11 protein-coding genes are annotated in these 13,312 nt (G+C 47.2%); 4 read left to right on the forward strand and 7 right to left on the reverse strand.

The annotated features are described in order from the left end of the window. Entirely contained in the window at window positions 1-5,661 is a 5,661-nt protein-coding gene (locus ACFQZE_RS12195; RefSeq protein ID WP_379357212.1) for an S-layer homology domain-containing protein, read from the reverse strand. Window positions 5,662-5,849: 188 nt separating this feature from the next. On the opposite strand from ACFQZE_RS12195, the gene ACFQZE_RS12200 reads away from it, so the two are divergent. Genes ACFQZE_RS12200 through ACFQZE_RS12215 form a run of 4 tightly spaced genes read left to right on the forward strand, consistent with a single transcriptional unit; the run spans window position 5,850 to window position 7,919 of the window. After that, window positions 5,850-6,332 (forward strand): GNAT family N-acetyltransferase, encoded by a 483-nt coding sequence (locus tag ACFQZE_RS12200; RefSeq protein ID WP_379357214.1) that lies wholly within the window; start codon window positions 5,850-5,852, stop codon window positions 6,330-6,332. Window positions 6,333-6,365: 33 nt separating this feature from the next. Next, entirely contained in the window at window positions 6,366-6,863 is a 498-nt protein-coding gene (locus ACFQZE_RS12205; protein WP_379357216.1) for a phage tail protein, read from the forward strand. A gap of 19 nt (window positions 6,864-6,882) precedes the next feature. Then, the gene (locus ACFQZE_RS12210) at window positions 6,883-7,380 is read left to right on the forward strand and encodes a phage tail protein (RefSeq protein ID WP_379357218.1); all 498 of its coding nucleotides are present in this window, start codon (window positions 6,883-6,885) and stop codon (window positions 7,378-7,380) included. Between the two features lie 11 nt (window positions 7,381-7,391). Then, a complete protein-coding gene (locus tag ACFQZE_RS12215; protein WP_379357220.1) occupies window positions 7,392-7,919 on the forward strand; it encodes a phage tail protein in 528 nt (175 codons plus the stop codon). A gap of 71 nt (window positions 7,920-7,990) precedes the next feature. Here ACFQZE_RS12215 and ACFQZE_RS12220 read toward each other — a convergent pair whose 3' ends face one another. The 6 genes from ACFQZE_RS12220 to ACFQZE_RS12245 form a co-directional block, all read right to left on the reverse strand. Continuing rightward, entirely contained in the window at window positions 7,991-8,470 is a 480-nt protein-coding gene (locus tag ACFQZE_RS12220; RefSeq protein ID WP_379357222.1) for a glutathione peroxidase, read from the reverse strand. A 145-nt stretch (window positions 8,471-8,615) separates the two neighbouring features. Then, window positions 8,616-9,074, reverse strand: coding sequence for a divergent PAP2 family protein (locus tag ACFQZE_RS12225; protein WP_379357224.1), 459 nt, complete (start codon window positions 9,072-9,074; stop codon window positions 8,616-8,618). 139 nt (window positions 9,075-9,213) lie between these two features. Further along, the gene (locus ACFQZE_RS12230; protein ID WP_379357226.1) at window positions 9,214-9,924 is read right to left on the reverse strand and encodes an ABC transporter permease; all 711 of its coding nucleotides are present in this window, start codon (window positions 9,922-9,924) and stop codon (window positions 9,214-9,216) included. Next, window positions 9,921-10,769: an ABC transporter ATP-binding protein gene (locus ACFQZE_RS12235; protein WP_379357228.1), complete on the reverse strand. Its 849-nt coding sequence runs from the start codon at window positions 10,767-10,769 to the stop codon at window positions 9,921-9,923. The genes ACFQZE_RS12230 and ACFQZE_RS12235 overlap by 4 nt, the downstream gene beginning before the upstream one ends. 156 nt (window positions 10,770-10,925) lie before the next feature. After that, on the reverse strand, window positions 10,926-12,143 hold the full coding sequence (locus ACFQZE_RS12240; RefSeq protein ID WP_379357230.1) for a LytTR family transcriptional regulator DNA-binding domain-containing protein: 1,218 nt from the start codon (window positions 12,141-12,143) through the stop codon (window positions 10,926-10,928). A gap of 160 nt (window positions 12,144-12,303) precedes the next feature. Then, complete coding sequence (locus ACFQZE_RS12245) at window positions 12,304-13,293, reverse strand: siderophore ABC transporter substrate-binding protein (protein WP_379357232.1); 990 nt, start codon at window positions 13,291-13,293, stop codon at window positions 12,304-12,306. Between the last annotated feature and the right edge of the window lie 19 nt (window positions 13,294-13,312).

Raw genomic sequence — 13,312 nt, forward strand, 5'->3', positions numbered from 1 at the left:
CTATATTTTGTTGGAAAATTGGAGCAAACGTTCAATTATAACTGTTGCTTCCGCTCTGGTAATATTATCTTTTGGCAAAAGCTCCCCGTTATATCCTTTGGCAATGCCATGTTTAATATTTAGAGCGACAGCTTGGAGCGCCCACTGCGATAGCTTTTCTTTATCTTTGAATGAATCAAGCAGTCCCTGCGCTTCCTTGTCGCTCAGCTCGGTTTTAATGTCCAGCCATTTCATGGCGCGAGCGAGCATGACCATCGATTCTTCACGCGTAATGGATGCATTCGGCCTAAAGAGACCGTTTGTGCCCGCCTCAATCAAACCATAGGAATAGCAGGACTGAATCGCTTCATAGTACCATGCCGAGCTGGATACATCTGTAAAGGTCGCTGACTTCGTAGTGCTGCCAAGTCCAAGCGCTCTAGCGAGGATAGCCGCAAACTCGGCGCGCGTAATGGCGCTATCCGGAGAGAAGTGTTCCGAATTCACGCCGTTAATGATCAGCTTCTCGCTCATGTCTTGAATCTGCTCAGCCGCCCAATGGTTTTGGATGTCCGTAAACGTTGTTTTGTATGTGACCAAACCGTATATGCTGTTAGTCATGCTGCTCAATACGGCAAATTGCTTGCCTCCGGCTTGAACAATTCTAGTCGGAACCGGCGTTAGCGTGTGATCCGGGTTAAAACGAGCGCCCGTTGAAATGGATGAAGGATCGACTCCGGCCGGAATGACAATCCATCTTTCCACATAGGTGCCCAAATGCTTAACCGTAGATTGCGATCCCTTCGAAAATAAACTCACATTAAACTCGACCGGAGGAGCCGCAAGCGAAATTCCTTTTTCCTCTAATTGATATGGCTTCGCAACCTCTTTATCCAACTGCTTAATGACAATTTGGAGAGTCAGTCCTTCCAAATCACCTTCCAAGCCTGCCGAAGCTGCCCATTGCTCCAATAAATCAGGACTGAATGGCAGTTGATAAGAGCCGTTTTTGCTTTCAATTTTCAATTCAAATCCGTTTTCTGACATCAACTCGACCGCTTTTTCGTCAAGATTGACCTTAATCTGGTCCGATTGGTTCAATACGTTCATTTCCAGCACATGATCTTCATTGGAGCCGCCAACGAATTGATTCAGTTGTTTTTCATTCAATTGGATTGTTGTCGTCTTTACTCCGTCTTGAATTTCCGTTTTGGCCTCTGGCGGTGTTGCTTTTTGGTCGTCGACTATCACCTCAACCTCAGGCTTTGGAATTGGGCCGCCTGTAGAAGGGGGGGTTATGACCAATTTAAATGAAATTTCCGTTTCGTTGCCCGCTGTATCCTTTACAAGAAGAACGTAATCTCCGGATTGATTTATTCCGGTGCCGCTTGTATAAGCTGCGCCGTTCAATGTAGCCGTTCCTTCCGTGAAGCTGGCGCTAACAGTAGAATAGTACGTTTCTCCTTCTCTTACTCCTGAAATGACGGGAGCCGTTTTATCAATGACAAAACGTACAGTCGTCACGTTGCCAGCCACATCGCTAACAATGAGAATATATGAAGCTTCTGCGCTGATCGTTGTTCCGCTCGCAAACGATTGGCCGTTCAATAATGCTGTGCCTCCCGAATAGGTTACCGTAACCGCATCCTTATAATCGATGCCGTCCGCCACCCCCGCAACGGTTGGAGCTTCCGTATCGATCAAGAAATTCAAAGTAGTCACATTGCCCGCTAGGTCGGTTATAACAAGAGTATAACTGCCGTCAATCGTAATTTCGGTGCCGCTTGCAAAGGATTGGCCGTTTAATACAGCCGTTCCTTCCGTAAAGACTGGCGTCACCGAGCGATTATAAGCTTTTCCGTCCTCTACTCCTGTAACTGCAGGAGCCGTTTGGTCAATGACAAATCGAACCGTCGTTTCATTCCCTGCCTCGTCCGTTACGATCAAAAGATGCGCTCGCTCTTCCGTAATTTCAGTACCGCTATTGTATGGCGAGCCGTTAAGTTTGCCTACCCCATCCGTAAATGTTGGCGTTACGGAAATTTTATAGTAAGCACGGTCCGTAACACCCGATACGGTTGGGGCCGTTTTGTCGATTTTGAAATTGACGGCTGTCTCATTGCCCGCCAAATCCTTTACGACAAGCCGGTGGGTACCTTCCGCCGTAATTGAAGTGCCGCTCGTGTAGGGACTAGAGTTTAATGTGGCGGTTCCTTCTGTAAATACGGCCGATTTGTTTGTATTGTAAATTCCGCCTTCAGCTACTCCAGTTACAATAGGAGCTTCCGTATCGATGACAAAGTTGACGGATGTCGTGTTTCCCGCTGCGTCTGTCACTGACAGCAAATAAGTGCCGTCTGCGGTTACAGCCGTTCCGCTAACATATACACTCCCGTTAAGCGTACCCGTTCCTTCCGAAAACGTCGGGGAAACGGCAACCTTATAATGTGTTCCCTCCGTTACATTCAAAACGGATGGGGCCGTCTTGTCGATGGCGAAACCAATAGTAGTTACATTGCCTGCCAGATCCGTTACAACGAGCGTATAGGAGCCTTCCGAAACAATGTCGGCGCCGCTTGTATAGGAACTGCCATTCAGAATCGCCGTCGCATTTGAAAAGACTGCCGCTTTCGTTACGTTATATAGCCCGTTATCCGCTACTCCTGTCACAACAGGAGGCAGCGTATCGATAACAAATTCGACCGTTGTTTCATTTCCCGCCGCATCTGTAACGATTAAAACATAAGTATTATCCGCTGTTATAGCAGTGCCGCTTGTATAGGGAGCGCCATTAAGAGTACCCGTTCCATCTAAAAACGTCGGCGCCACGGAAACATTATAATGTGTACCCCCGGTAACATTCGAGACGATCGGAGCCGTTTTGTCGATGGTAAACAGAACGGTCGTTGCATTCCCCGCAGAGTCAGTCACGACTAGCGTATAAGCGCCCTCTGAAGCTATAGAAGCGCCGCTTGCATATGCGCTACCGTTCAAAGTTGCCGTCCCTTCGGTAAACACAGCCGCTTGGGTTGCGTTATACAGTCCGCCGTTCGTTACGCCCGTTACGACGGGTTTAGTGTTATCGATAGTAAAGTTTACGGTAGTCGTATTTCCTGCCGCATCCGTTACAACCAATACATGTGCCCGTTCCTCTGAAATTTCGGTGCCGCTCGTAAACGTGTTTCCGTTCAACGTTGCTGTACCGTCAGAAAATGTCGGCGTTACCGTCCCTTTGTAATGAGCTCCGCTTGTAACATTCGAAACGATTGGAGCCGTTTTGTCGATTGTAAACAACACGGTCGTTGCATTCCCCGCAAGGTCCGTCACGATTAGTGTATAGGCTCCCTCCGAAGCTATGGAGCCACCGCTTGTGTAGCCGCTGCCGTTCAGAGTTGCCGTTCCTTCAGTAAACACAGCCGTTTGGGTTGTGTTGTAAAGCCCTCCATTGGCTACGCCAGTTACGACTGGAGCCTGGGTATCGATCACAAAGCTCACCGTCGCCGTGTTGCCCACCGCATCTGTTACAACCAATGCATAAGAGCCGTCGGCGGTAACAGGCGTTCCGCTGACGTAAGCCGCCCCGTTCAGTGTCCCTGTACCGCCTGTATACGCAGGAGTCACCGAAGTTTTATAATGCGTTCCGTTCGTTACATTCGAAATGATAGGAGCTGTCTTGTCAATCTCAAAAGCAATGGTCGTCACATTGCCTGCCGCATCCGTTACTACAAGCGTATAAGAGCCTTCCGCAGCAATAGAAGTGCCGCTTGTGTACGCGCTCCCGTTCAACGTTGCTGTTCCTTCGGTAAACACAGCCGTTTGGGTTGTGTTGTAAAGCCCGCCATTGGCTACCCCAGTCACAGTTGGAGCCTGGGTATCGATCACAAAGCTCACTGTCGCCGTGTTCCCCGCCGCATCTGTTACAACCAATACATAAGAACCGTCGGCTGTTACAGCCGATCCGCTGGCGTAAGCCGCCCCGTTCAGTGTCCCTGTACCGCCCATATACGTAGGCGTCACCGAAGTTTTATAATGCGTTCCGTTCGTTACATTCGAAATAATCGGTGCCGTTTTGTCAATTTCAAAAGCAACGGTCGTCACATTGCCTGCAACATCCGTCACAACAAGCGTATATGAACCTTCCGAAGCGATAGAAGTGCCGCTTGTATACGCGCTTCCGTTCAGCGTTGCTGTCCCTTCTGTAAACACAGCCGATTTGGTTGTGTTATACAGTCCTCCGTTCGTCACCCCAGTCACAATGGGCGCTTGTGTGTCGATGGTAAAATTCACTGTAGTCGAATTACCCGCCGCATCTGTTACCACCAAAATATAAGAACCATCGACCGTAACAGTCGCCCCGCTTACAAAAGCAGCCCCATTCAGCGTTGCCGTACCATCTGTAAATGCGGGGGATACCGCAGTATTGTAGCTTGCGCCATGGATAACGCCACTAACGGTCGGCTTTATCGTATCGAGCGAGATGGAATCCGAATAAGCAGTGCTAATATTGCCGGCTTTATCTTTAAATCGGGCATAAACCGTCTTCGTTCCGTCTCCTGCAGCAAGGCTCCACACCCACGGACCTGCGCCGATTGGGTTCCAACTTCCAGGCCAAGTGCCGTTCACATTTGAGAACTGAACGGAATCTACCCCCGAAACCGCGTCATTGCTTAACGCAGATATACTGACCTGAATTTGGTTAGCCCAGGCTGCTCCAGAATTAATAGTTATACTTCCGGTTGGAGATGTTTGATCAACCGTTATCGCATCGGAAGCGTAAGTAGAAATTGCGCCATAAGAGTCTTTTACTTGAACATAAACCGTCTTGGAACCTTCTCCCGATACCGACTGTGTCGCTGTCGAAGCGTACGGCGACCAAGTGGAAGGCCAATTCCCTAAATCTTGCGTAAACCGCATTTCAACAACGGAGTCTCCCGCGTCGGAATCAGTCGCATTGATTTGAAGGCTCAGAGAAGTATTATTTGTAAACACATTGCCGTTATTAATCGTAAACGACCCGATTGTCGGCGGATTATTCGGCCGGTAGGTCAACTTCAATTTCGGCCTATAGTCGGCAGTGGCATATTCATTTGAATAAAAAGTAAAGTAACCGCTTGCCGGACTCGTTTCAGCACCTTGGACGACAAAAGCAATTTGCTTATCGGAATTGCTGGTGTAAGTCTTATAGATGTTTGTAACATCTATGTTTATTTTACTGTTATTCCCCGGCAAAGAAGCGAATACATGGTTTTTGCCGCCTGACGCTCCGGCAGGAAACGCAGCCCCGTCCACGTTCCCCATACTATTGGCTACCGAACCGTAAATATCGAGAAACAGCGGATTCCCAGCCGTGTAATCTCCTATATGAGCGTAAGTTAGCTCCAGCTCTGCGGAAATCAATATCCCTTCGTTTGGAGCAACGTCAAAAAACAACGCCGTTCTGGCTCGAACATCATCGCCTTCCATATGATAGGTACCGGCCAGCAATCCTGAATAATTATCATAATTGTTGTCATAAGTCCCATTTACGCTATGCGGATTACCGGGTGTAAAAAACTCGATTAAATCCGCATCCGCATATTCAGTGACGACTATATCAGCCGCCTCTGCAACAGGCTCACCCCATGCAGGCGCAATTACCGATAATAATACGGCAATCGCTAATATTGCGCTTAACCTCTTCATTAATTGTCCCTCCTAATCTATTAGATCCCCTGTACCATAAATTACATCTAATACCAGATTATCTGAACTGGAGAAACGCGTCAACAAGAACAAATTTAAACAAAAGTTGACAAATAATATCAATATATGATAGGAAGAAGATAGTCGATTTTTACTAGAACAAGGTTTTTCATAAAAAGGAGATTATAATGATCGGTTATCCTCGTCTTCAGTCTGCCAGCGCACATGACGAGCCGTTTCTTTATTCCCTTTTTGCCACTGTCAAAAGGGAATCGATGATCGGTTTGACTTTAGAGCCGGAGCAACTCGATATGCTCCTGCAAATGCAATGGAAAGCGCGAAGCCATTCCTATGCTCTTCAATATCCGGAAAGCGCTTCCAATGTCATCTACTCTTCTGAAGCCATTCCGGCGGGAGGCTGTATCACGGAATTAACAACAGAACGTTTATCTATTGTCGATCTGGCCATCTTTCCCGAACACCGAAATGGGGGAATTGGCGCCTTCGTTATCAAGCACATGCAGGATACTGCCGCGCGGCACTGCGTGTCCGTTCTGCTGAGCGTCGACCGGTCAAACCCAGCCCTGCGTCTATATGAGCGGATGGGTTTTTACATAACCGGTTCCAACGACTTTCAATATTCGATGCGTTGGGATCCCGAAAACCAGTAGTATTTCATTATGAGTATGAGAGGGGCAAATCAATTGGCAGAGCAGTATATTGGAGAAATTCGAATGTTTGGCGGAAGTTACCCGCCGGTAGGATGGGCGTTTTGCGATGGAAGCTTAAAATCGATTAGTGAATTTGAAGCGTTGTTTTCTTTGATTGGCACCACCTATGGCGGGGACGGTCAAACTACATTTGCGGTCCCAGACATGCGGGGACGTATTCCTCTCGGCATCGGCTCCATTCCGCTTGGCAGCTTTGGCGGAACGGAATCGGTAACGATCACTAAGGAGCAATTGCCTAGCCATACACATTTAGCTAAGTTTAACCGCTATACTGGCAATGCCTCGACGCCTGAAAACAATTATTGGTCCAATTCCAGCTTAAGCCAGTACACTTCATCACCGGAAAATGGACAGATGAATCCGACCTCTATTCAGCCAGCAGGGGGAAACCTGCCGCATGACAACATGATGCCATCGCTAGCAGTAAGCTACATTATCGCAATGTACGGAGTATATCCTAGCTTTCAATAATTTCAAGGAGGAGTAGCCTGTGTCAGAACCCTTTGTTGGTCAAATCCAAGCTTTTCCATATAATAGAATCCCTAGAGGCTGGTTCCCTTGCAACGGACAGTTGTTGCCTATTCAAACCTACCAAGTTCTTTTCTCTTTGCTTGGCACCGCTTATGGCGGAGACGGCATAAGAACCTTTGGACTGCCTAATTTGAACGGACGAGTGCCGGTCGGTGTCGGGTCCGTTACTACTTTGGGAGAGAAGGGCGGAGAAGACGCACATACGTTAACCGTTGCCGAGATGCCGCAGCATACGCATACCGTTAATGCCTCAAAAGAGACCGCCACTATTAATAAACCGGCAGGCACGGTTTGGGCTCAATCTCCACAGCCATGCTATGCAACCGGTGTAGACGTCACTCTCAAATCGACCGCTTTAGGAAATACAGGAGGCTCGCAGCCGCATAACAACATGCAGCCTTATCTCGCCCTATCATTTTGCATCGCAAATAACGGCATTTATCCAAGCAGAGGTTAGGAGGAATATTAATGGATCCATATATTGGTGAAATTCGAATGTTTGCAGGAAACTTTGCACCAAAGGACTGGGCGATTTGCGCAGGCCAGCTTTTACCTATTCAGCGATATACAGCGCTGTTTTCCATCCTTGGAACTATGTATGGCGGGGACGGAAAATCTAATTTTGCATTGCCTAACCTGCAAGGGACCGCTCCAATGGGCCAAGGGCAGGGGCTTGGTCTCACTCCAAGGTATGTAGGTGAGCAAGTAGGCAGCAGCACAGTCGCTTTGCAAGCTTCTGAAATGCCGATGCATAACCATATTCCTAATTGCAGCTCAAACCCTGGGGCCGATATTGGCGATCCAAGCGCGGTTACTTGGTCAGCAACTCCAGGAGTTTTGGGACCAAAACCTTATACAACCGCAAACTCGAACACGACCATGAATCCCGCCGCTCTTACTTTGACCGGCGGCAGTGCGCCGCATAACAATATGCAGCCTTATTTAGGAATTAACTATATCATTAGTTTATCTGGCGTTTACCCTCCGCGAGGGTAAGCAGCGCCACATAAAAAAGACGATGCTTGAAAAGGAATCCAAGCATCGTCTTTTTTTAATCCGTCTATAGTTTATCCCAATAGCTTGACGACTTCGCCTTCTATTCGAGCGGGCTCTTCGGTTGGGCCAAAACGTTTAACGACTTTCCCCTCCCGGTCGACCAAAAACTTCGTAAAATTCCACTTAATCGACTTTGAACCGAGCAGACCTCTCGCTTGATCCGTCAGCAGCTTAAATAATGGATGAGCGCCGTTTCCGTTCACATCAATCTTTGAATATAAGGGGAAGTTTACACCAAAATTAAGCTCGCAGCTAGCGGCAATTTCGTCGTTGTCGCCCTTCTCCTGATTGCCGAATTGGGAGCATGGAAAGCCGAGTACCGCAAACCCTTGCTCCTTGTAGTCTTCATGCAGCTTTTGCAGCCCTTTAAACTGAGGCGCAAAGCCGCAGCCTGTCGCTGTATTTACAATCAGCATCACTTTGCCTTTATAAGGCTCCAAAGTTTGCGACTCGCCTTTTATCGTTGTAACATCGATGGAATAAATAGACAAAAGTCAATCCCTCCAATTTATCGATTGAATAATTAAATTGTATACAATCTATTAATCGAAGTCAATCGTTATTTAACCAAAAAAAATCCTCGCCGCTTTTGCGGGAGGATAGAACAACAGCTTTTGTGCCAAACATAAGCCTGCTTTACTTCGAAACCGCTGCTCCAGCCAGTCCAATAAGAGCTCCAAGAAGGGCTCCTGCCGCCACTTCGCGAGGTTGATGCCCCAGCGTTTCCTTCAACCGTTCTTTACGCCGCTTATGATAGATGCCTGGATGATGACCAGCCAGCTTTTCGACATCGGCATCCAAATCGTTGACTTGAATCGCGATTTCTCCAGCATGCCTGCGGATATTCATGGCATCGTACATAACCACAATGCCAAGCATGGATGCAATTGCAAATTCGGGTGAGCGTACACCGCTCTTAATCCCTGTATAGACGGCAAGGGCCGATACGCCGCTTGAATGAGAGCTGGGCATGCCTCCGGAACCGACAATCTTGTTCCAATCCCATTCACCCGTTTGTCCATAATGCCACGGCAGCTTCAGCATTTGAGCCGTTCCTACGGCAGCGAGCGCCGTCACCAAACCTCGGATAGACATAACGATAACCTCCCGTTATAACTTCTCCAACAGTTTTCCCTCATGCACGGCGCTCCATCCATCCAAAAAACGATTAGCCAGACAATTCCTGCTTTGCATCAACAACGCCTAATATCAATGATGCGAAAAACAAATGATTCTACTCGTCCACCATTCTTCTTTTGTAAACATAAACGGACAAAGCATTCATAACGACAGCCCAAGCCAATATGATCAATAGGTTTACAGCGACATCGGCAAAGCCTGCTCCCGCCTCCACTTGAACGGCCAAATCCAGAAGCTGCATATTCGGCATGTATTCCAATACAGAAAGTACAGGGAATTGCTCAATAAAAGGAAGCAGCGCCGATCCAAAAGTAAACACCCCGACGACTGGCAAAATCGCTACCGACGCTTCCATAACCGACTTCGTGTATAAACCAATCAAAGTGCCAATCGCCAAATAAAATGCCGTGGACACGATTAGTGCAATTGCCACAGCGGGCACATTTTGAGGCGAATAGTCGAGCAGCAGCATTGAAGCTACTACAACGACTGCCGTTGCGATAAAGCTGAGCAAACTTTTTCCGAGAAAAATTTCAAGCGTGCTGGCAGGCGAAAGCGTCAATCCGCGCAGCGTATTTTTTTCTTTTTCCTCCGCAATAAGCGATGACTGCACATAAGCGCCTACCAGAACAAAAGTCATGTTAATGATCATATAATCGGCATAAACGGTCGTTTCGCCCATTCTTCCATAAAATGCCGCCATAAGCAGCGGTAAAAACAACGTTACAAATACAAACATATTGCGCGAAATGTCTTTATAGTCCTTTTGTAAAATAGCGTATACTCGTCTCATCGAAAATGTCATGCCAATGCCCTCCCTGTCACTTCTACAAAAATGTCGCCTAACGTCGGTTGATTCGTATTCACTGCGGCCACTTCATTAGCACTCATGTATTGGAACAATTGCTGTGCTCCTTCGGCGCCTTTCGGAACGGTCACTTTGGAGCCGTCTTTCAGTTCCACAATCAATTCCTGACTGCCCCGTTGCTCCTTCAGCTTTGTCGGCGAATCCATTAATTGAATTTGCCCGTTGTGAAGAAACGCAACCCGATCACACAACGTTTCGGCTTCGCTCATATCATGCGTTGTCAAAAAGATCGTTGTTCCTTGAGCCTTTAGCTTTAGCAAGCCGTCATAAATATGCTTTGTATTAACAGGGTCCAGCGCCGAAGTGGGCTCGTCCAAAAACAGCAGCTCCGGCTCGTGAAGAAAGGCTCTAGCGAGCGTAATCCGTTGCAGCATTCCTTTCGACAACTTGGATACGATCTTTTTGCTCTCTCCCGTCAAATTGACCATGCTCAGCACTTCGTCGATTCGGGAATAAGGCACTTCGTAAAGGTCGCAGAAAAACTTCAAATTATCGTAAACGGACAACCTACCGTATAAAGAAGTATTGTCTGTGATGATGCCGATTTTTTTGCGAAATTTGTTTTGCTTTAATTGATCCGCGTTTACTCCAAACACAGTTGCGCTTCCCGCAGTCGCATTTAATTGTGCGGTTAATATTTTAATAGTTGTCGTTTTGCCCGATCCGCTCGGTCCAAGAAACCCAAAAATTTCACCCTTGCGAACGCTAAAGCTTACATCTTTTAACGCCCGGGAATTCGAAAATGATTTTTGCAGCGAGCGTACTTCAATGATATTTTCCATCTCGTGTCCAACCTCCGTTTTGTCGTTTGCCATACCCAAATGCTACGCCAGATAAGGGATTAGCGCATTATATTCCCTATGAAAGGAGCATACGAAGGGTTGATTGGCGCAAAAACGGAGACGAGTGGAGCTGATGAAGCAAGCTGGCGGAGCCCCTTATTTCAGACCCATCATCTCTTTTAATTCGGCCATTTTTGTTTTTGAAAGAGGCACTGACGATTTGGCTGCATCATCCAAAATGAGGCTATAGCTGTTTCTTGTAAAAGTGATGACCTCACGCACTTTTTGCAAATTGACGATATAGGATCGATGGCAGCGGAAAAAACCGTACCGGCTTAGCCGCTCCTCCAGCTCGTTGATTTTGAAAGCGGTCGGATACGATTCTCCTCCAATATAGAGATTGGATTGGCCCTCGCTGCTTTCGATGTAATCGATTTCCGGCGGGTTAAATAGAATCATTTTGTCGTTCATTCGAGTCGGTATTTTTTCAAAACGGACAAACTGAATGACTCCCTCTTCAGCCGAAAATTGTTCCGGGGCTTCCCCGTCTGATTCACCTAGTTCGGATGGATCGGATGGATCGGATGGATCGGATTGCAAGCTATCCGATTCTGATGGTTCGAGTTCCGCTGTCAATCTAGTCTCTTGCAGCCTTTTCAGTTCCTGCTCGGAAGCGGGCCGCTCTCCAACTTGAACGCCTTCTGCCGTCACTTCCCCTATCTCTTCATCCTCTTCCCTTATATCAAAGGCTTTCAGCCCTTTTTCGTCCAGCCGGTAAATATGATTGGTTACGCTAAGCGCCGTTTCCATATTTCCTGTCAGCACCAACAAGCTTTTTCCCCGCTCTGTTAACCAAATAACGAGCTGCTGGTAAATAAGCTTCGTTTCGTTGTCCACATTTTGATCCGGCTCTTCAAAAACCATTAAAGCCGCTGATTCTTGAAATAACAGCTTGGCAAACTGAATCCGCCGTTTTTCCGAATAAGAAAGCTTTGCTAAACGAACGTTTGCTTTTCTTTCCAACTGTACAAGACGTATTGCCTCTTCCACGGTTAGTGACGATCCATACAGCTTTTTATAAAAAACCAAGCTCTCTCTCACCGATAATCTCTCGTACAATCCGTCTTCCAGAAACTGAAAGGCGACCAGGGAAAAATATCGCTTCGATTTGACGGCACAAGATTCTCCGTTTACGGCAATCGTTCCTCTTGAGATCGGCATTTTGCCAAAAAGCATAGCAAGCAGCGTCTGACGCACATTCATGCTCGAATAAAGCGCCACGATACTTCCCATTTCCACTTCCAGTGAAAATGCAGGAAATACGATAGCGTTTTCCGAAAACTTTTCTAAATCCCTTATCGCCAGCACTTTCATTCGATCACCTATTCCTGTTTATTCATGTTGCAAAAAACTCCAATTAGCCCATTATACAACAAGGGTTGATCCATTAGGTACAATACCTAAAGATCAACCCTTGAAGTGAGATATTAATAAGTAATTGGAAAATCATTACCGTGCAGCTAGCTTAATGCGTCTATTGAACGACTGCGCCAATTTCTTTGACCATTTCGGCAACCGAAATGAGGCCGCCGCCGGACAAGTACCAGTATTGCGGGTCCAAATAAACGATTTTGCCATCTTTGTAAGCCGTCGTGTTTTTGACCAGATCGTTTTCAATCGATTGTTTTACGCCTTTTTCACCCGCAGCAACTGCCGTGTTGCGATCGATTACGAATAAATAATCGGGATTTTTTTCGGCGATATATTCAAACGTCACTTCATTGCCATGTGTATCGGCTTTGATGCCAGGATCAACCGGAGCTACGCCAAGCACATCGTGAATAATGCCGAAGCGCGAGCCTGGGCCAAAAGAGCTGATTTTCCCTTCATTGGTCAAAATGATCAACCCTTTTTTGCCTCCGGCAGTCGCCTTTTCATGTACTGCTTTAATCGATGCTTCGATTTCCTCCAGTGCCGCCTTCGCTTCCGCTTGTTTGCCGAAAATGTCAGCCAGCGTGTTCACGTTTGTTTTAAACGATTCCATATAGTTAGCTGCGTCCACTCCCATGTAGATCGTAGGCGCGATTTTGTTCAGCTCTTCATAATGGTCGGCTTGACGGCCAGAGATAATGATTAGATCCGGAGAAAGGCCGTCGATCGTTTCGAAATCGGGCTCTTTCAGTCCGCCTGCATTAGCATATTTAGCATCTTTGTACTTATCCAAGTATGCCGGAATGTTGGTTTGCGGGACAGAAGCCACTTCCACGCCCAATTTATCTAGCGTATCGAGTGTACCGTAATCGAACACAACGACTTTGCCCGGATTTACTTTTACTGTTGTTTCTCCAAGTTCATGCTTCACTACAATTTCGGACGGCGCTCCGGAAGCTGGCGGTGAAGCTTCCGCCGATGGCGACGGCGAACTGCCGCCGTTTCCTTTATTATTTCCGCCACTGCCTCCGCATGCGGCAAGCACCATAGCGAATACCAAAATCATTGCTGTCAAACTGAATGTCTTTTTCATGTTCTGCACTCCTTCTCTT

The sequence above is a fragment of the Paenibacillus sp. GCM10027627 genome (assembly GCF_042675505.1).
Lineage (GTDB): Bacteria > Bacillota > Bacilli > Paenibacillales > Paenibacillaceae > Pristimantibacillus.

Coding starts and splice junctions, on each gene's coding strand:
- ACFQZE_RS12195 (WP_379357212.1), bottom strand. CDS start 5,661: ATGAAGAGGTTAAGCGCAATATTAGCGATTGCCGTATTATTATCGGTA.
- ACFQZE_RS12200 (WP_379357214.1), top strand. CDS start 5,850: ATGATCGGTTATCCTCGTCTTCAGTCTGCCAGCGCACATGACGAGCCG.
- ACFQZE_RS12215 (WP_379357220.1), top strand. CDS start 7,392: ATGGATCCATATATTGGTGAAATTCGAATGTTTGCAGGAAACTTTGCA.
- ACFQZE_RS12225 (WP_379357224.1), bottom strand. CDS start 9,074: ATGTCTATCCGAGGTTTGGTGACGGCGCTCGCTGCCGTAGGAACGGCT.
- ACFQZE_RS12230 (WP_379357226.1), bottom strand. CDS start 9,924: ATGACATTTTCGATGAGACGAGTATACGCTATTTTACAAAAGGACTAT.
- ACFQZE_RS12235 (WP_379357228.1), bottom strand. CDS start 10,769: ATGGAAAATATCATTGAAGTACGCTCGCTGCAAAAATCATTTTCGAAT.
- ACFQZE_RS12240 (WP_379357230.1), bottom strand. CDS start 12,143: ATGAAAGTGCTGGCGATAAGGGATTTAGAAAAGTTTTCGGAAAACGCT.
- ACFQZE_RS12245 (WP_379357232.1), bottom strand. CDS start 13,293: ATGAAAAAGACATTCAGTTTGACAGCAATGATTTTGGTATTCGCTATG.